This is a genomic window from Nocardia sp. NPDC057227 (assembly GCF_042669725.1).
In the GTDB taxonomy this organism is placed as follows: Bacteria; Actinomycetota; Actinomycetes; order Mycobacteriales; family Mycobacteriaceae; genus Nocardia; species Nocardia asteroides_A.
This window is the reverse complement of record NZ_JBHUXA010000006.1, coordinates 27,473-43,953: the sequence shown is the minus strand read 5'-3', so window position 1 is coordinate 43,953 and position 16,481 is coordinate 27,473. Positions and strand designations below refer to the sequence as shown.

The window sequence follows — 16,481 nt, the reverse complement described above, 5'->3', positions numbered from 1 at the left end:
CGGTACGCAGTGGCGCAACCCGACCGCGCCGCATCGAGCCGTGCCGCCACGTCATCTAGGGGCCGCGCAGCGACGTAGCAGCACTCACCTGGTCCATATCGCGTGTTCAGGCATCCCCTCTGGCGAGGTGGCAGAACGCAGACTTTCCAGCTCGGGCCGCTGCCTCGTTCACCGAGGCGGGGCTGGACACGCCGTCAGCCGTACCCGGCTTGCTCTCCCGCAGCTCGCCCACGAATCGGCCGGCCACCGTAAACGGTTCCGTCGAGATCGTGGACGTTTCCGCCCGTCGAGTAGTCCTTCTGTACATCCGAACGCTATCGGCGAGGGCGGGCGCGGAGAAGAGCCGATCCGGCCGCATGGCGTCCGGCCGGATCGGGGCTCAGGCGTGGATGTCGCGGCTGGGCCGGGCGGCCGTCCGGCTCTCCTCGATCGAAGCGTGCAGCAGGTCGAGCGCGCGGTCGACCTCGGCCGTCGCGATGGCGCCGTAGCCGACTATGAGCCCGTCCGGCCCGTCGGTCATCCGAAATCGGGAGAGCGGAATGAGGCCGACGCCGACGGCGTGCGCCCGGGTAACGACGGCATCGACGTCGACATCCGGTCCCGCCCACGCGGACACGTGGAGTCCGACCGCGGAGGGGATGACGGTCAAGGTGTCGGTGAAACGGGTGGTCAGCAGTTCGACGATCCGATCGTGGCGGATCTGGTATTCCCGCCGCATCCGCCGAATGTGCTTGGCCAGCAGTCCTTCCTCGATGAAGCCGAGCAGAGCCACCTGCACCGGTTGCGGCGAATGCCAGTCGGTCACATACTTCGCGGCCCGCAGGGCAGTCAAGAGCGGAGCGGGAGCGACCAGGAAACCGACGCGCAACACCGGAAGCATGACCTTGGAGAACGTTCCGACATAGATGACCCGGCCCGCGGAATCGAGACTGTGCAACGGCTGTAGCGGGCGACCGCCGTAGCGGAACTCGGTGTCGTAGTCGTCCTCGATCACCACCACGTCGCGGTCGCGCGCCCACTCCAGCAGGTCCTGTCTGCGTCCCAAGGACATGGGCATGCCGAGTGGAAACTGGTGTGACGGGGTGACATAGACGATTCGCGCGCGGTCGGGCAGGAGATCGACCCGCATGCCCTCCGGATCGACATCGACCCCGACGACTTCGGCGCCGAGACTGCGGAACAGCTCTCGCACCAACGGGTAGCAGGGGTTCTCGATGGCCACACAGTCACCCGGCCGCAGCAGCACCCGCCCGACCATATCCAACGCCTGCTGGATGCCCTGCGTGATGATGATGTCCTCGGCGGTCACCCGCACCGCCCGCGACACCCCTATGTGCCGTGCGATAGCCGCCCGCAGTTCGGGCAGGCCAGCCGGGTCGATGGGCATTCCGCTGCCGATCGAGGTCGCCCGATATGCCTGGGAGGTCAGCCGCCGCCACGCCTCGTAGGGGAAGAGTCGAACGTCCGGGATGCCCGGTCGCAGGTCGTAGGGCGGCGCGTAGGTGAAGAAGTCCGGGGCGGGCACCGTGATATCCGCCCACAACGGCGCCGGGCGCACCGCCGTGACCTGTGCGATCCCCGCGGCTCGACGGTGTGGGTCGGGGGCCGCCGCCCGAACGAATATGCCCGCGCCGACCCGGCTTTCGGCCAGCCCCTCGGCGACCAGCCGATCGTATCCACCGGTCACGGTATTGCGGGACACCGCGAGCCTGCGCGCCAGTTCGCGCGACGGTGGCAGCGGTTGCCCCGGCGTCAGTCGTCCGTCGAGTACGGCGGACTTGATCTGCCGGTAGATCTGACCGCCGAGATCGCCGCGGCCGGTGAGCGTGACGTGTAGGTCCACGGTCAGCCTCGACGGTGGACCGGCGATGTAACGGGACAAGCGGCCGGAGACCGCCCGGTATGTGTCACGGCAGTAGTAAACACCCTAAAGCGGACTCCTGCCAGCCGAACGGATTCGGCCGGGTGACCCGATCACTCCGGTCAGCCCTCAGCGGCGCTGACCAGGTAAGGAGCCACACTGCTCAACTTCTCGCAGGTCTCCTCGAACTCCCGTTCCGGTCGGGACTGAGCGATGATGCCCGCACCCGCCCGCAGCCAGGCCGCGTCGTCGTCCTGATAGACCGCCCGCAACACCAGCGTCGCCTCCATCGCACCGTTCTCCGCGAGCACGACCACCGCACCGGAATACAGTCCGCGCTCGGAATCGTGGCGGAAGACGGCGTCGACACCCGCCCGCTTGGGAATGCCGGACGCGGTGACCGACGGGAACAACGCTTCCAACGCATCCCACTGCGTCCGGTGCCGCCCCAGCCTGCCGCGCACGGTGGAGGCCAGGTGTTGCACGCTGCCGCGCTCGCGAACCACCATGAAGTCGGCGACCGCTGTGGTGCCCGGTTCGGCGATCGAATCGATCTCCGCGACCGATGTCTTGACCGAAACCGCGTGTTCCACGATCTCTTTCGGGTCCGACTCCAGGTCGCGGCGCGCGGCCAGATCCGTTGCGGCATCGCGCCCGAACGCCCGCGTGCCCGCCAGCGGCTCGGTGGTGACGATGCCGTCGTCGTCGACCGCCGCCACCAACTCCGGGCTGAATCCCGCCGCCGCCAGACCGCCGAGCCGGAGCAGGAACGATCGGGCCGGAGTGTTGTGCGTCCGGCCGAGCCGATAGCTGGCGGGAAGGTCGACGCGGAAGGGCAATTCGACCCGGCGGGACAGGATCACCTTCTGATAGCGGCCGGAGTCGATCTCGCGGACCGCGGCCGCGACCCGCGCGCGGTAATCGCTCGGGTCGGTGCGAATATCGGCCGGGTGGGCGGTCGGCAGCGGGCCGGCGGGCGGAGCCAGCAGATCCTCGATCCGCTCGACCTCGGCGGCTGTCGCCCCGTGCACGGTCACCTCCGATTCGGTGACCTTCACCTCGATGCGTGGGATGATCAAGTGCGCCAGTCGAGTTCCGGGACGCAGATACTGTTGCGCGCCCAGCGAATAGGCGCAGAACTCGAAGGCGATCCAGCCGTACGCGGTGCCCGAAGCTCCCGCGCCGCAGACCGCGCGCAAGGAGTCCAGCGCCCGCTCCAGCGCCGCGACGGGACGGCCCGTCCATCGTTCGCGGTTGAGCGGTCCGGCGACGGTGACCCGCACTTCCTCGGTGTCCAGTTCGACCTGTCCGAGCGGGTCGGCCGCGAAAACCCAGGTACCGGGGCGTTCGTAGACGACGTGGTCACCGAACCGCCCCGAATCCGCCAGGCGTGACACGGCGGTGACGGGATCGAGTGCGGTGTGCAGGCGTAGGGATTCCGGGGCGGTCACGTGATCCTCCATGTCAGAGCGTCGGGTCTGCGCCGGTCGGTTCCGCGCCGAGCAACCGGTCGACGAGGTCGCGAACAGCCGCCAGTGAGGTGAACGAGACGATTTCGGCCTCCGAAATCGTGATGCCGTAGTGCTTTTCCAACCTGATCAGGAGTTCGAGTCGAAGCAGCGAGTCGACATCGAGTTCATTCACGAAGTCCGTGTGGTCGGCGATCTCGCTGGCGGGCAATTCCAGAACCCGGGCGACCAGCTGCCGCAGGTCGTCCGGATCCGCCGGGCCCGAAATATTCGTCGTCATAGCTTCTCCGGTTCGATTGCCTCGTGGTCCGGACGAGGCGCGGCGGTGGGTGGCGCGTGCAGACTCAGGGTCACGACATCGCCACCGGGCCGACCGCCGCAGGTGGCGTGCACCGGGCGTGGATCGCCGCGGTCGAAATGCGCTACCGCCGCCGCACCCTGGAGTAGGCCCAGCGCACCCGAGCACTCTCCGAAGCGCTGAGTCAGATCGATGGAAGGAAAGGGTATTTCGTTGCCCGACAGTCCGGGTGGTGTCAACCACAAGCCTGGTGACTCACCAAGCTCTCGAAGCGCTGCGGCGACGGACGCTGTGCGGGAGAGGCTTCCGACAACAGCCCGCACCGACGCGCGCCTATTCGTCGCGAACGCGGCGGCTTCGAGGATCAGCGTCGCTGCGCCATCGAGAAGCGGTTTTCCCGGCTCGATGGCGAGCAATCGGCGCACCGGTTCGGTGTCGGGCTCGATCCCGACGACTACCGCCATATCCGCCCGGCCCGCGCGGATGAGCGTGGCCGCCCAATGCAGTGCGTCCAACCCGCTGGTCCGGCCATTGCACAGCGTGACATTCGGTCCGTTCAGTCGGTGCCGGATGGCGACCCACCCGGCGATGGCATTGGACGACACGTGCGGCAGCCCCAAAGGGCTCAGTGCAGTGGTGGATTCTTCCGCGATCCGACCGGTGAACTCGCAAACACTGTCGAGGTTGCCGTAATTCGAGCTGACCACGGTGGCCGTCCGGCCGAACGAGTCCGTCGGCTCGGTGGGCAGCCCGGCGTCGATGAGCGCGCGCTCGACCGAGCGAAGCGCGAGTCGCGACGCACGGTCCTTGTGCCGCATATGCCGTCCGCCGAGGTCAAGAGCATGCCCGGACGCCGGGGTGATCCAGTCGACCGAGAGCTGATCGGCATCCTCCGGAAGTCCCGTGACCGCCAAACCGACTCCGGTGATCACGACCGTCGAGCCCGTCACCACGTCCCCTTTTCGATCACCGCGACCGCGTTGATGCCGCCGAAGCCGAAGGCGTCGATCTGCGCGATCGTCAGATCCGCCCGCACCAGCTCGCGTGTCAGATTCAGCGTGGCCGCCTCGGCGATCGGGTCGGTGAGACCGAGAATCGGTGGCACCGAACCGCGTCGCATGGCCACGGACGCCATGGTCAGGCTGAGCAATCCGGACCCGCCCAGCGTGTGGCCGGTCATGGATTTGATCGCGGTCATGGCGGGCGGGTTCGCGAGCGCACCGAAAACATCGGTCAGCACCGACGCTTCGACGGCGTCGTTGAGTTGTGTTCCGCTGCCGTGCAACATCACCAGGTCGATATCGGCGGCCGCGACGCGGGCGCGTTCGTGGGCGTCGGCGATGACATCGCGAATACTCGCACCATCCGGCGCGGTGGCGTGGCGCGCGTCGCAGTTCATGCTGACACCGCGGACCCGCGCGTGCCGTCGGTGATCACCCGCCCGGCGCAGGACGACCGCCACCGCCCCCTCGCCCATGATCATGCCCGCGCGTCCGGTATCGAAGGGCCGCAACGCATCCGGCGTCCCGGCTTGGACGCGGTCGATCGTGCCGAACGCGCTCTCGGTGAGCGAGTCGGTACCCGCGACGATCACGGTGTCCGCGAGACCGAGTTCGATCGAATCGGTAGCCATCCCCAAGGCGTACAGCGAGGCCGCGCAGGCGCAGGCGACCGTGTGCACCGCGCCGACCTGGGGAATGTCCTGCAACGCCGCCGCGAAATCGAGTCGATCGTGATCCGGTCTGTTCGCCGGTCCGCCGCCGTCGCGCCACCACAGTTCGGCGGATCGGTGTTCTCGCAAGGTGGTTCCGACCACCACGGGGTATCGACCGCCTTCGATACCCGCGTCCACCAGCGCTTCTCGGATGACTGTGCACAGCCATTCGGTAGCGCGGAACGGCCGATCGCCGCGGTCTCCTCGGTCATCGATCTCATACGCTCGACGCGTTCGATACTTCGCGGCATCGAACGCCCGCAGCGCTGCGATACCACTCTGTCCTCGGCACAATGCCTCGAATATCGCCTCGGGTGTCCGCCCGATCGCGGCGACGGCAGCCATTCCGGTGATATCCCACGACATCACCCCGCTCCGATCGTCCGGAGCCGGTTACGCGCGAGCTTCCCCGTCCAGGTGGTCGGCAGGGCATCAACCATCTCGACCCGACCGGGCCGTTTGAACAAAGCGAGATCGCGACGCAGCGAGGTCATTACGGCCCGCCGCACCGCACCCGGCTCGCGGTCGCTGCGCGGGACGACGAAGGCCACCGCCTGCTGAAGTCCGTGATCGTCCTCTATCCCGACCACAGCGCAATCGCGCACCCCGTCGACACCCCGCACCACATTCTCTATCTCGGCGGGCGCGACCTTGTACCCACCCAGATTCAGGAAGTCGTCGGCCCGCCCGAGATATCGGATCGACCCGTCCCCCACGCGCCGCACGATGTCACCGGTGTACGCGCCGCCGTCGGCGAAAGTCTCCCTGGTCGCCTCGGGCCGATCGAGATAGTGACCAGCGACCGACGAACAGGCGATGTGCAAACGGCCTTGCACCTCGTCACCATCGAGAATCCGGCCATCGTCACCGCGCACCGTCGCGATCACTCCCGCGACAGGCACACCAATGGTGCCCGGAGCCGGATCCGTGGGCGTGGTCGCGACCACGATATAGAGCAGTTCGGTGGTCCCGAGACTGTTCACCAGCGGAACACCGAGCCGCCGCATGGTTCGCTCGCAGAGATCCGCCGGAAGCGCCTCGCCCGCCGACACCGCCAGACGCAGCCTGCTGTCACCGTCATCGAACAGTTCCGAGAGCCCCGCGTAGAGGCGCGGCACCGAGAACAGCACCGTCGGGCGATGTTTGCGCAACGCGCTCGCGACGATCTGCGCGTCCACCGCCCCGCGAATCAGCACGGTGGTCGCGCCCGCGTTCAGCGGCAGGAGCAGAGAATTGCCGAACCCGTACGCGAACGAGAGCTTCGCGGTCGACAACACGATGTCGTTCGGAGTCAACGCGGCGATGCGCCCGAATCCATCCGGCACCGACAGCAGAGCGCCCGCCCGATGCGGAACCCCCTTCGGCACGCCCGTGCTACCGGATGTGTACTGCAACAATGCCTCCCGATCCAGCGAACACTGCGCACGCGCCGGCAGCTCGGGCACCGCGGATGAGTGACGCTGCTGGAGTATCAGTTCGCGGATTCGGCCCCCTTCCAGCTGCGGGGTATCCGGAAGCACCGTCGTCAATGCGTCCCGCCGTCGCGCTGGTACATCGAGATACGCGAACCCCACGCCGCTGTCCGTCGCGATGAACTCGATGTCCCTGTCCGACAGTGCCGGATTCACCGGCACTGCGGCGCAACCGTGCCACCAGAGCCCGAGAATCGCCACCACGGTCGTCGCCGAGTCGTCCGCAAGCACCAGGCCACGGTTATCCCTCGCCACGTCGGCGGCCTCGAGGAGCCCCGCAAAAATGCCTGCCGCTCTATATAATTCGACATAGCTGATATCGCCCAGGTCAGCATCGACATAGGCCACCGCATCTTCGACCGCCGAATCCAGATGCCTCCCGACGAAGAATTCGACGAGATTCACTCGCGCGCCCCGTTCGACATGCCGACGACCGCCATCGCGTCGTCCAGCGAATCCATGGTCTCGATGGACCCATCCATGAGCGTCACAGAGAATTCACGCTCGATACGAGCTAGTATCTCGGCCTTCTCCAGCGAAGACGCGCCCAGATCGGCATAGAAATTCGCTCGAATATCGATTTCATCGGGGTCGGTCTCGAGCACCTCGGCAGCAATGGAGCGCAGCCGGTCGATCGTCTTGTCGTAGCACTCTTCGGGTACGGCCATGGCAGTGTCCTAGCAAATGTTCATTCCGGCGTCGAGCAGGACGGCGCGGTAGCAGACAACAGTGTTTTCAGCAGGGGTGCAGGATATTTCGGTTCATCCAGCGCAAGATCAATGTCTTGTACGGGTGCATCGTATAAGTCCGGCTCGGAACGGAACAGTGCCAATATCGACCAATCGCATTGGTCCGGTGTCTGTCGAGCCAGTGGCGCCCTGGGCATGACCGCAAGTTCGTGCGTTGGACCTGACTTCGGACAGATGTTGATCTTGGGGGGCGATCGCGGTCGGTTGATCAGCCGTTTACTGTTACTGGTGGCCTGAATTTGCGCGCTGACTCGATCTCGTAGCGTGGCCGGGTGGCCTACCTGCGGACGGCGAAGACCGCCTCGGGAGCGACCGCGGTGCAGATCGTGTGGTCCACGTGCCGCGGTGCCCGCGACATCGAGCACGTCGGCTCGGCCCACGATGGCGCCGAGCTGGAAGCGTTGCGCGCGGCGGCGAACCAGCGCCTCGCTGCCGGCTGGGCGAACTCGACCTCGGTGTCTCCGGTCCGTCCGGTGAGGGCGGCACGGCCGAAATCCCCTCCGGAACTTTGCAGCTGCGGGCTCAGCAGTTCGGTCGCCGGCCATGCCTGGCGGCGTCACCGATGGTGATGATCGCGCAGGAGCCTTCGCACGTCTGGCTGGGAACTACGAAGAGCCGGCCTTCACCGCGATAGAGGATCCCTCGGTCCGACATTGCTCGGCACTTCCAACTGCGGGTCATCGGGTAGTGCCGAGTCCACCGATGGCTTATGGTCGTGCTCGCGTTCAGGTCGAGCGCATCGAGAGAGAGACCAGAAATGGCTGTCACCAGCACGGAAAGGCACACCGTCATCGGTGATGTGCACCTTCTGGTCACTGACGAGCAGGGCCGGATCCTGTTCGGCCGGCGAGCGGGCACCGGATAGGCCGACGGAGCGTTCCACCCGCCGTCGGGGCACCTCGAAGCAGAGGAATCGGTCGTCGAGGCGCTCGTGCGCGAGGCTGTCGAGGAGATCGGCGTGCAGATCGCGCCCGAGGACGTCGAGTTCGCGCACGTCATGCACAACAGCTCGTCCGGGGGCCGGGTCGCTGCCCGGCCGAATCGCTCGCTGAACCTCGTGTGGCATGCGGTGCTGCTCCGCGGTACTACGGGTAGGTGAGGCCGAACTCGGCGAGCGCGGGCCGACACACCGATGTCACCGAAATTCAATGGCCGGGTCGCACCGCCGTCCGCCAGCGGACGAGGGTCAGTGGCCCATCGGGTCGGCGAGGGCGAGACCCTCGCGCGCCTTGACCCGGCGATGCTCGAGCAGCAGCCACGCCGAGCCGCCGAGTATCCCGATCGCGCAGAGGATTGCGGCGATGATCGCCCACCCGTTGAATCCGTAGGCCGCGGCGGTCAGGCTCCCGCCGAGCGCCACGATTCCGAGCACCCACAGGATGATGCCCGGGATGTTGTATCCGTCCTGAATTCCCTCTCCCGCATGGCTTCTCGTTGTTCGGGACCGATCGGGGGCGAAGCTGTCGTCGTGTTGCTGGGAGGTGCCTGGATCGCGCATGTGGAATTCCTCTGGTCGGGTTCGCTCAGCCGCGCTGTGCGGCCGGTCTTGCGGATGGCGCTGCGCCGGAGGCGCTGTTCAGCTGCGCGGTGGCGCGCTCGGTCTCGGTCGCGGGATCGATCACCAGGAGCCGGAGCTGCTCCTCGTCGGCGCCGAAGACGTACATGATTCCGGCCGGTTGGTCCGGAAGCGGGCCATCGACCTCGATCCCGTCGGGCGCGTCGATACTCCGCTGGGAGAGGCTCAGCACGTTCCAGTCGAAGGCGACGCGGAGAGTCGCGCCGAGCCGCGGTGTGAGCACGGCGATCAGGTCGTGCAGCTCGCTGGTGAGGTTTCCGGTCCGCGGCCACCAGGCGCCGTCGACGCGCTCGGACGGGTCGTCCCGGTCGCGAAGCAGCAATCGCGGGGTGCGGGTCGGGGCCGCGAAGGGTTGCCTGCCGTCCGCGTGGGGTGAGCGGCCGAGCCCGTGCTCGGTGGCACCGTCGCGCGGCGGCGGCGGCGTCATCCCCACCCTCCGGTCCATGCCCGCGCTCCGGCCGCGCCGTGGCCGCCCTCGTTGTCCCAGCGGGCGGTCGCCGTTGCGGCCTGTTCCCGAGCGCGACCACCCGCGAAGCCGGCGGCGGTCAGCTCGGCTCCGGTGTACTCCTGCCCGGGCGGCGCACCGGCCGCGCTCAGCAGGGAGCCGGCGATCGCCGGGGCGGCATCGGCGGGGACGACCAGCAGCAGAACGCGGCTGCGGTCGACGCCGAGCACCCCGAGGGTGCCCCTGGCCGGTCCGTACCCGTACCCGTCCAGGCGCACCGTCCGGCCGTCGAGCAGCATGCGCTTCGGTGCGGGCTGCCAGGCGGCCAGGTCATAGGTGATCCGCTCCACCGCGCCGACGCGTTCGACGAGGCAGGGCGCGAGGGTGCGCAGCTCGGCGACGAGGTCGGGCGTGCGCGGCCACCACGCGCCGTCGACCAGCCCGGGGCGGGGTGGGCGCACCGACGCCGAGCGCATCGCGGGCTTCGGAGCGGGGCGGAGCGCGAGCCGTGAAGAGAGGAATTCGAGCTGTGGCGTCGTCATGACGCTCCTGACCGGGACCCGCGAGAAGGGATCCCTGCTTCGTCGGCCGAGTGACGACGGGATCAGCGGTGCTCCCGGTCGAATTCTCCCGACCGGCACAAGCCTACGCGCGTGTAGGCTCGACGGTATTCGGCCTGGCAATTCGCGCGCAACCAGCAGAGGTCGCGCCGCCCCCCGGATTCATGACGCCGGCCGTCCGGCCGGCACAGGAGCGTCCGATGACGCCACGTGCCCCACGCCTGCAGCTCCACCCCGATCCGAGCAGCTACCTGGACGCGACCTGGTGGCCCGAATCAGCCGATCTCGCAACCGAGCTCCCCGATCTGATCACCGCGCTGCAATTGCGGGCGGGGCCGATCTGGCGCGTCGTCTACGATCCCGCGCTGTGGTCGCCGACCGAACGCGACCTGGTGCTGGACGAGCGCGTCATCCGGTTGGACCCGTACCCGTTCGAGATGTTCGGCACCGTGTACGTGTGCGGGACGAACGGCTCGGTCGTCGTGATCCAGGCCGTTCCGTTCGCCGCGCCCGGCCCGCAGCCCCGGCCGATCACCGACCACGCCGCGATGGGCGCAGCTCCTGCCCACTGATCGCCGTTCAGCGCATAATCGGCAATCTGTAATGCGCAGCGTTCAGCACCTTTCTGAGTAACATCTGGGAACTGCCAGCGATCTTCCAGACAACATCGACTCAGGAGGTTCGACCATGCTTTCTGTGAAGCGGCTCGCCGCGAGTGCCGTCGTCGCCACCGCTACCGGCGCCGCCGTGCTCGCCGGGAGCGGCGTTGCCCAGGCGGATGTGCCGGTGTGGCAGGCGAACTGCCGCGTCTACAACATCTTCAACACCGGTGGAATGGCCATGTGTGAGCTGCCGACCTGGCATCAGGTGAAGCTCACCTGCGTGGCCTGGCCGGTGCCGTTCACGTACTGGAAGTACGGGCCGATCCAGTACGGGCAGAACCAGTCGTGGGCGGCGTGCGACTCGTTCAACGCGCTGACGCGGGTCGAGGTCGTCCAGGCGTAGTCCTGCGGGCGGGGCTCGCCGCCGCGACCAGGGGCGGCGGGCTCCGGCACAATTCCGGCGTGTCGATGCATCTGATCGAGGATCTGGTCGAGGGGTCCGTTCGCGCGCTCCATGCCACCGGTGAGCCGGGGTGGCGGGATCATTTCGCCGCGCTGTACGACTTCCAGTCGGGGTACGACTGCAAGTTCACGCACTTTCGGTTGATGGAGATCCTGCTCGAACACGGTTACACACAACGGTTTCCGTTGCGCGAGCACCCGGATTACGCGCAGGTCGGCGCAGCGCTGGACGAAATCGAGGAATTCACGGCGCTCTCGGAGAGCGACAACGACTGGCTGGAGCAGGGGTACGTGGAGCCGCCGTACCTGTACTGCGATGCGGGCACCGAACTCTGGCGGCGGATGGTGCCGGACGCACGGCCGGTCGAGCGATTAAGGCTGGCGAAGGTGGTGCACGATGTGGCGCTCGCGGCGGAGAACCAGAAGGACATCGAGCTGATCGCGATCTGGCACGCGCTCGGATACGACATCTTCACCCCGCTCGACCCGCGCGACGACCCGGACACGGCCGCGATTCGGGAGATCGCCGTCCGGACGAAGGCCACGGAATTCCGCTCCCGAGCGGCTACCGGCCACCGCTGGGTATCACCGGAGACGAGGAACTCGAGCACTGGTGGGCCGGGCAGTGACCTCTCACGAGCCCTCCCGGACCGACCACCCGGCACCGTAGGGTTACCCCATGGTCTCCACCGAGAATTCCGAGCAGGCCCGGGCGATCATCGAGACGTACCTGCTCGACGGCGAGCGGCGGTACGACCGCACGAAGGTCGCGGAGCTGGCCGGGGTCGAGCCGGAGACGACGCGGCGGCTGTGGAGCGCGCTCGGCTTCCCGGCGGGGGCGGACGACGCGGTGGAGTACACCGATGCCGACGTCGCCGCGGTGCGCGGGTTCCGCGGGCTCGCGGTGTTCGAGGAGACCGATTCGCGGGCGGCCGCGGCGGCGGCGCGCACGCTGGGGCAGAGCATGGCGCGGCTGGCCGAGTGGCAGGCCGAACTGGTGGCTTCGGAGATCCTGGAGCGCTCGGACGGGTCGGCCGAGAGTGTCCGCGCGGCAACGGAATCGGCGGTGGCGCAGTTCGAGGAGCTGCAGAAGTACGCGTGGCGGCGGCATCTCGCGGCGGCGATCACCCGGTCGCTGGACGGGAACGGGAGCGAGGACAGCACCAGGACGCTGGCGGTCGGCTTCGCCGACATGGTCGGCTACACGCGGCTCACCAGGCACCTGCACCCGGACGAGCTCGGCATGCTGCTCGAGGCATTCGAATCGACGACGACGGCCGCGATCACGCAGAACGGCGGCTGGGTGATCAAGAACGTGGGCGACGAGGTCATGTTCGCCGCGGAGACGCCGCTGCAGGCGGCGAAGATCGCGCTGGCGGTCCAGGAGTCGACCATGATGGTCGGCGGCACGCCGGAGCTGCGGGTAGCGGTCGCCTACGGGCCCGCGCTGCAACGCTTCGGCGACCTCTACGGCTCGGTGGTGAACATCGCGGCGCGGCTCACCGGCGTGGCTCGGCCCGGCACGGTGCTGATCGACGACGCGACGGCGAACGCGCTGGCCGACGAGCCGCAGTTCTCGATCCGGCACCTGCGCAGCGTGCGGGTACGCGGCTTCAACCGGCTGCGCCCGCACGTGCTGCGCACCCGCGAACGGCGCTGATCCTAAGCTCGTCCGGATGGATACCGACTGGGCCACCCTGCGGCGCGCGTGCCTGCTCTTCGAGGACGACGCGGTGCTGGCGTTGAACAAGCCCGCCGGGATCTCGGTGACCGGGGAGCGGCACGACACCGACCTGGTCGAGCTCGCGCAGGCAGCGGGCGAGACGCTCTACCCGGTGCACCGCATCGACAAGGTGACCTCGGGGCTGGTGCTGCTGGCCAGGGAGCTCGCCGCGCACGGGCCGCTCACCAAGCAGTTCGCGGCGCGCACGGCGGTCAAGTCGTACCTCGCGGTGGTCACCGGGGCCGAGCTGCCGGAGCGCGGGGTGATCGAGCTGCCGCTCGGCGTCGGCCGGAAGAACCGGGTGCGGATCGCGGCGCCGCGCGAGGCGATCCGGCGGATCGATGATCGCTGGTCCGTGGCGGACGGCGACGTCCTTCCCGGCAAGAACTACCCGTCGACCACGCATTTCCACACCGTGCAGCGGGAGGGCGAGCGGGCCCTGCTCGCGATCCGCCCGATCACCGGACGGCGGCACCAGATCCGCGTGCACCTGGCCTGGATCGGCCACGCCCTGGTCGGCGACCCGCTCTACGACCGCGGCGGAGCGGAGCCGCGCACCGCCCTGCACTCGTGGAAACTGCACCTCGACCACGCCCCGCACCCCCTCGACCTCACCGCCGACCCGGGCCCGGACTTCTGGGCCGCGCTACCCGGCGCACAACCGGACCGGGCACTCCGCACCGCGGAGGCGGCGCTGGCGGGCTGAGCAGGGGCAACGGCTGGGGTGAGACGACACCCCGACGACCTCCTCACCGACCGTGTCCCACCTCACCGTGGCCCCGGATCACCCCCTGTTCTAGCCTGGAAGGGCCCGGTGTCCGGGCGGCTCCCGACGCAACGATGCGGTCTTCCGCGGAAGGCGATACGCCGATGATCCTGGTGGCCCAGGTCAGCGACACCCACTTCGATCTCGGCGCCCGCAATGCCGAACGGGCGGCGCGGGTCCTCGCCCACCTGGCCGGGCTCAGGCAGCCGCCCGCCGCGATCGTGCACACCGGCGACATCACCGACGCGGGCAAGCCGGAGCAGTACGCCCAGGCCGCGCGGGCGCTGCGCACCGATCTCCCGCTCTTCCTCGCCGCGGGCAACCACGACGACCGCGCCGCGCTCCGCGCCGACCTGCTCGGTACCCGGCCCTCGGACGACCCGCTGAACCAGGTGCACCGGATCGGCGAGCTGACCGTCGTTGTCCTCGACTCCACCATCCCCGGCGAGCCGGGCGGCGGGCTGAGCGCCGATACCTACGCCTGGCTGCGCGCCACCCTCGCCGACGGCGAAGGCCCGGTCCTGCTGGCGCTGCACCACCCGCCGGTCCGGCTGCACAGCCCCATCGTGGACACCATCGCGCTCGCCGACCCGGCCCCGCTGGCCGCCATCGTGGCAGGCAGCGACCGGGTCGCCGGGGTGCTCGCCGGGCACGCGCACTCCCCGATCGCGGCGCAGTTCGCGGGCAAGCCGCTGGTGGTCGGCCCGAGCACGGCCTCGGTGCTGCGCGGCGAGTGGGAGCTGGACGCACCGGACCACGTCATGGACTACGCCCCCGACCCCGGCTACGCGCTGCACGTCGTCGATCGGGCAGACGACGGGACATATCGCCTGGTCACGCACTTCCGGACGGTCCCGGCGGGCGGCCGGGTGAGCGTGCAGCCGGACTGAGCGGCGCCGTTTACCGCTCCGGGCGCGGGGCAATCGGGGGAGGAATCAGCGACGACGCTCCCCGAACCGATGGAAAGGGCCGAGCATGCCCAGCCTCACGCTGCCCACTCTCACCTCCCCCACCGCCCCGGTAGCCAGGGTGGCCGAGCTCCCGGCGGCCGCGCTGCGCGGCGCCTTCGCCATCGGCGCCCGGCTGCGGCACGCCAGGGTCTTCCACCCGGACGGCCTCGAGCTGGCGGGCAGGCTGCACGCCGAGCCCGAGTTCGAGGCGCTCTTCGGCTCCGGCGAGCGCGCGGTGATCGCGCGGCTCTCCAAGGGCACCGGCACCCCGGGCGGCTGGCCGGACATCCTCGGCCTCGCCTTCCGGGTGCTCGACCACGACGACAAGCCGTGGGATTTCGCGCTCGCCACCACCGGCGAGAGCCTGGTCGGACGGCTGCTGGTGACGCTCACCCGCGGCTGGGGCAGCGCCCGCTACGGCAGCCTGGTGCCGTACCGGTTCGGCGGGTCGAACCCGCTCTGGATCTTCGCCGAGCCCGACCCGGGCCAGCCGAATTCGGCCTCCATCGCGGACCTCGCCGAGCACCTGCGCGACAACCTGGCCACCTTCCGGCTCTACGCCGCCGGCCTCGGGGTGCCCAAGCAGCTCATCGCCACCCTCGCGCTGCGCGCCGCCGAGCCCGCCGAGCAGCGCACCGACTACTTCGACCCCATGCTGAATGCCCCGCAGAACGTGGTCATGGTGCCCAAGGCGGTGGGCCGGATCCGCGAGATCGCCTATACTGGCAGCCGCCGCGGCCGCGGCGAAGGGGCGTAGCCCCTACCGGAGGCCGCGGCCGGACCGGACCCGCCGGTAGAGCGCTGGAGTCAGCCCGGTCCAGCGCTTGAAGGCGTGGATGAACGTGGACGATTCGGCGTACCCGAGCCGGATCGCCACGTCGCTCACCGACAGCGGAGTCGCGGTGAGCATCTCCTCCGCGAGCGCCAGCCGCACCTCGTCCAGCAGCGCGCGGTAGCTCGTTCCCGCGGCGTCGAGTCTGCGCCGCAGCGTGCGGGTGCTCATGGCGAGATCCCGTGCCACGGTGTCGATCCCGGGCGGCGCGGTGAAGCCGGCGGCGTCGCCGGGGACCAGCCGCGCCCTGACCTCGGCGGCGATCCCGGTGCGCGCCCTGCGGCGGTGCACCAGGTCGCGGCACTGGTTCAGGCACATGGCCCAGGTGTTCGGGTCGGCCAGCGGGAGCGGCTGGTCGAGCACGCGCGGATCGACGGCGAAGAGGTTCGCCGGGCGGCCGAAGGCCGGGTCGATGCCGGTGACGGCGCGCAGCGGCGCCGGGTCCCGCGGCGCGGGGTGGTGGAATTCGGCCCTGGTGAGCGGGAGCGGACGGCCGATCAGGTCGCTCAGCATGCGGTGCATGGCGGCGACGTCCCGCTCGACCAGGAAGCGCCGCACGTCGGCGGGGACCGCCTCGTCGTGGACCACCGCGACGAACTCGCCGTCGCTCCAGTGCGCCACCGGGATACAGAAGGTGAAGGAGAGCTCCAGGTAGCGCAGCGCGAGCTCGATCGCCTCGCCGAGCGTCGGGCTGCTGACGCAGGCGAAGCCGAAGATGCCGAAGGTGGTGATCCGGTAGCGCGACCCCACCCGCACTCCGAGCGCGGGGTGATCGTCGAAGGCGCGCACCAGGTTCCGCACCACGGCGAGCTCGGTGCGGGCGTCGATCTGCGCGTCCGGGTCACCGACAAGGGCCGGGGTCAGCGGCGTCCCCGCGAGCACCCTGGCCGCGGGCACGCCGTGCTCCGCGGCGTAGCCGGCCATCAGCGCCACGCTCGCCACCCCGCGCGGAAAGTTCCAGTCACGAACGCCCGGATCGAGTACCCGCCCCACGCCGCACAT

19 protein-coding genes and 1 pseudogene are annotated in these 16,481 nt (G+C 69.2%); 8 read left to right on the top strand and 12 right to left on the bottom strand.

Annotation, left to right across the window (positions count from 1 at the left end):
* Positions 1-379 precede the first annotated feature (379 nt).
* The 7 genes from ACFUJ1_RS11300 to ACFUJ1_RS11270 all read right to left on the bottom strand — a co-directional run bounded on the left by ACFUJ1_RS11300 (position 380) and on the right by ACFUJ1_RS11270 (position 7,482).
* A complete protein-coding gene (locus ACFUJ1_RS11300; protein WP_378644820.1) occupies positions 380-1,843 on the bottom strand; it encodes a PLP-dependent aminotransferase family protein in 1,464 nt (487 codons plus the stop codon).
* Positions 1,844-1,983: 140 nt separating this feature from the next.
* Positions 1,984-3,324 carry a salicylate synthase gene (locus ACFUJ1_RS11295; RefSeq protein WP_378644819.1) on the bottom strand — a complete coding sequence of 447 codons (1,341 nt, stop codon included), beginning with the start codon at positions 3,322-3,324 and terminating at the stop codon, positions 1,984-1,986.
* 1 nt (position 3,325) lies between these two features.
* A complete protein-coding gene (locus tag ACFUJ1_RS11290; RefSeq protein WP_378644817.1) occupies positions 3,326-3,610 on the bottom strand; it encodes an acyl carrier protein in 285 nt (94 codons plus the stop codon).
* Complete coding sequence (locus ACFUJ1_RS11285) at positions 3,607-4,578, bottom strand: beta-ketoacyl synthase N-terminal-like domain-containing protein (RefSeq protein ID WP_378644816.1); 972 nt, start codon at positions 4,576-4,578, stop codon at positions 3,607-3,609. Before ACFUJ1_RS11285 ends, ACFUJ1_RS11290 begins: the two co-directional genes overlap by 4 nt.
* Positions 4,575-5,708 (bottom strand): beta-ketoacyl synthase N-terminal-like domain-containing protein, encoded by a 1,134-nt coding sequence (locus ACFUJ1_RS11280; protein WP_378644814.1) that lies wholly within the window; start codon positions 5,706-5,708, stop codon positions 4,575-4,577. Before ACFUJ1_RS11280 ends, ACFUJ1_RS11285 begins: the two co-directional genes overlap by 4 nt.
* Complete coding sequence (locus tag ACFUJ1_RS11275; protein ID WP_378644813.1) at positions 5,708-7,219, bottom strand: AMP-binding protein; 1,512 nt, start codon at positions 7,217-7,219, stop codon at positions 5,708-5,710. The genes ACFUJ1_RS11280 and ACFUJ1_RS11275 overlap by 1 nt, the downstream gene beginning before the upstream one ends.
* Complete coding sequence (locus ACFUJ1_RS11270; protein ID WP_378644812.1) at positions 7,216-7,482, bottom strand: acyl carrier protein; 267 nt, start codon at positions 7,480-7,482, stop codon at positions 7,216-7,218. Before ACFUJ1_RS11270 ends, ACFUJ1_RS11275 begins: the two co-directional genes overlap by 4 nt.
* 398 nt (positions 7,483-7,880) lie before the next feature.
* Here ACFUJ1_RS11270 and ACFUJ1_RS11265 point away from each other — a divergent pair.
* Positions 7,881-8,038 (top strand): annotated as a pseudogene (locus tag ACFUJ1_RS11265) (IS1634 family transposase); the annotation flags it as partial.
* 147 nt (positions 8,039-8,185) lie between these two features.
* Here the strand turns inward: ACFUJ1_RS11265 and ACFUJ1_RS11260 are convergent.
* The gene (locus ACFUJ1_RS11260) at positions 8,186-8,557 is read right to left on the bottom strand and encodes a hypothetical protein (protein ID WP_378644997.1); all 372 of its coding nucleotides are present in this window, start codon (positions 8,555-8,557) and stop codon (positions 8,186-8,188) included.
* Here ACFUJ1_RS11260 and ACFUJ1_RS11255 point away from each other — a divergent pair.
* The gene (locus tag ACFUJ1_RS11255) at positions 8,495-8,662 is read left to right on the top strand and encodes a hypothetical protein (protein WP_378644811.1); all 168 of its coding nucleotides are present in this window, start codon (positions 8,495-8,497) and stop codon (positions 8,660-8,662) included. The two genes, ACFUJ1_RS11260 and ACFUJ1_RS11255, sit on opposite strands and share 63 nt — an antisense overlap.
* 87 nt (positions 8,663-8,749) lie before the next feature.
* Here the strand turns inward: ACFUJ1_RS11255 and ACFUJ1_RS11250 are convergent, their stop codons facing one another.
* From ACFUJ1_RS11250 to ACFUJ1_RS11240, 3 genes are all read right to left on the bottom strand, one after another.
* The gene (locus tag ACFUJ1_RS11250) at positions 8,750-8,935 is read right to left on the bottom strand and encodes a hypothetical protein (protein ID WP_378644810.1); all 186 of its coding nucleotides are present in this window, start codon (positions 8,933-8,935) and stop codon (positions 8,750-8,752) included.
* Positions 8,936-9,086: 151 nt separating this feature from the next.
* Positions 9,087-9,566 carry a DUF5994 family protein gene (locus ACFUJ1_RS11245; protein ID WP_378644808.1) on the bottom strand — a complete coding sequence of 160 codons (480 nt, stop codon included), beginning with the start codon at positions 9,564-9,566 and terminating at the stop codon, positions 9,087-9,089.
* A complete protein-coding gene (locus tag ACFUJ1_RS11240) occupies positions 9,563-10,126 on the bottom strand; it encodes a DUF5994 family protein (protein ID WP_378644807.1) in 564 nt (187 codons plus the stop codon). The genes ACFUJ1_RS11245 and ACFUJ1_RS11240 overlap by 4 nt, the downstream gene beginning before the upstream one ends.
* A 218-nt stretch (positions 10,127-10,344) precedes the next feature.
* On the opposite strand from ACFUJ1_RS11240, the gene ACFUJ1_RS11235 reads away from it, so the two are divergent.
* The 6 genes from ACFUJ1_RS11235 to ACFUJ1_RS11210 all read left to right on the top strand — a co-directional run bounded on the left by ACFUJ1_RS11235 (position 10,345) and on the right by ACFUJ1_RS11210 (position 15,404).
* Positions 10,345-10,716, top strand: coding sequence for a DUF5994 family protein (locus tag ACFUJ1_RS11235; RefSeq protein WP_378644805.1), 372 nt, complete (start codon positions 10,345-10,347; stop codon positions 10,714-10,716).
* 115 nt (positions 10,717-10,831) lie between these two features.
* On the top strand, positions 10,832-11,149 hold the full coding sequence (locus tag ACFUJ1_RS11230) for a hypothetical protein (protein WP_378644804.1): 318 nt from the start codon (positions 10,832-10,834) through the stop codon (positions 11,147-11,149).
* Positions 11,150-11,887: 738 nt separating this feature from the next.
* A complete protein-coding gene (locus ACFUJ1_RS11225; protein WP_378644802.1) occupies positions 11,888-12,868 on the top strand; it encodes an adenylate/guanylate cyclase domain-containing protein in 981 nt (326 codons plus the stop codon).
* Between the two features lie 16 nt (positions 12,869-12,884).
* Positions 12,885-13,637 carry an RluA family pseudouridine synthase gene (locus ACFUJ1_RS11220; RefSeq protein WP_378644801.1) on the top strand — a complete coding sequence of 251 codons (753 nt, stop codon included), beginning with the start codon at positions 12,885-12,887 and terminating at the stop codon, positions 13,635-13,637.
* Positions 13,638-13,801: 164 nt separating this feature from the next.
* The gene (locus ACFUJ1_RS11215) at positions 13,802-14,587 is read left to right on the top strand and encodes a metallophosphoesterase (RefSeq protein WP_378644799.1); all 786 of its coding nucleotides are present in this window, start codon (positions 13,802-13,804) and stop codon (positions 14,585-14,587) included.
* Between the two features lie 85 nt (positions 14,588-14,672).
* Complete coding sequence (locus tag ACFUJ1_RS11210; protein ID WP_378644798.1) at positions 14,673-15,404, top strand: phosphodiesterase; 732 nt, start codon at positions 14,673-14,675, stop codon at positions 15,402-15,404.
* Between the two features lie 3 nt (positions 15,405-15,407).
* Here ACFUJ1_RS11210 and ACFUJ1_RS11205 read toward each other — a convergent pair whose 3' ends face one another.
* The gene (locus ACFUJ1_RS11205; protein ID WP_378644796.1) at positions 15,408-16,472 is read right to left on the bottom strand and encodes an AraC family transcriptional regulator; all 1,065 of its coding nucleotides are present in this window, start codon (positions 16,470-16,472) and stop codon (positions 15,408-15,410) included.
* Positions 16,473-16,481 lie beyond the last annotated feature (9 nt).

Excerpts from the sequence above, each read along its gene's own strand:
- ACFUJ1_RS11295 (WP_378644819.1), bottom strand. The coding sequence starts at position 3,324 with ATGGAGGATCACGTGACCGCCCCGGAATCCCTACGCCTGCACACCGCA.
- ACFUJ1_RS11290 (WP_378644817.1), bottom strand. The coding sequence starts at position 3,610 with ATGACGACGAATATTTCGGGCCCGGCGGATCCGGACGACCTGCGGCAG.
- ACFUJ1_RS11280 (WP_378644814.1), bottom strand. The coding sequence starts at position 5,708 with ATGTCGTGGGATATCACCGGAATGGCTGCCGTCGCCGCGATCGGGCGG.
- ACFUJ1_RS11270 (WP_378644812.1), bottom strand. The coding sequence starts at position 7,482 with ATGGCCGTACCCGAAGAGTGCTACGACAAGACGATCGACCGGCTGCGC.
- ACFUJ1_RS11245 (WP_378644808.1), bottom strand. The coding sequence starts at position 9,566 with ATGACGCCGCCGCCGCCGCGCGACGGTGCCACCGAGCACGGGCTCGGC.
- ACFUJ1_RS11240 (WP_378644807.1), bottom strand. The coding sequence starts at position 10,126 with ATGACGACGCCACAGCTCGAATTCCTCTCTTCACGGCTCGCGCTCCGC.
- ACFUJ1_RS11235 (WP_378644805.1), top strand. The coding sequence starts at position 10,345 with ATGACGCCACGTGCCCCACGCCTGCAGCTCCACCCCGATCCGAGCAGC.
- ACFUJ1_RS11230 (WP_378644804.1), top strand. The coding sequence starts at position 10,832 with ATGCTTTCTGTGAAGCGGCTCGCCGCGAGTGCCGTCGTCGCCACCGCT.
- ACFUJ1_RS11225 (WP_378644802.1), top strand. The coding sequence starts at position 11,888 with ATGGTCTCCACCGAGAATTCCGAGCAGGCCCGGGCGATCATCGAGACG.
- ACFUJ1_RS11220 (WP_378644801.1), top strand. The coding sequence starts at position 12,885 with ATGGATACCGACTGGGCCACCCTGCGGCGCGCGTGCCTGCTCTTCGAG.
- ACFUJ1_RS11215 (WP_378644799.1), top strand. The coding sequence starts at position 13,802 with ATGATCCTGGTGGCCCAGGTCAGCGACACCCACTTCGATCTCGGCGCC.
- ACFUJ1_RS11210 (WP_378644798.1), top strand. The coding sequence starts at position 14,673 with ATGCCCAGCCTCACGCTGCCCACTCTCACCTCCCCCACCGCCCCGGTA.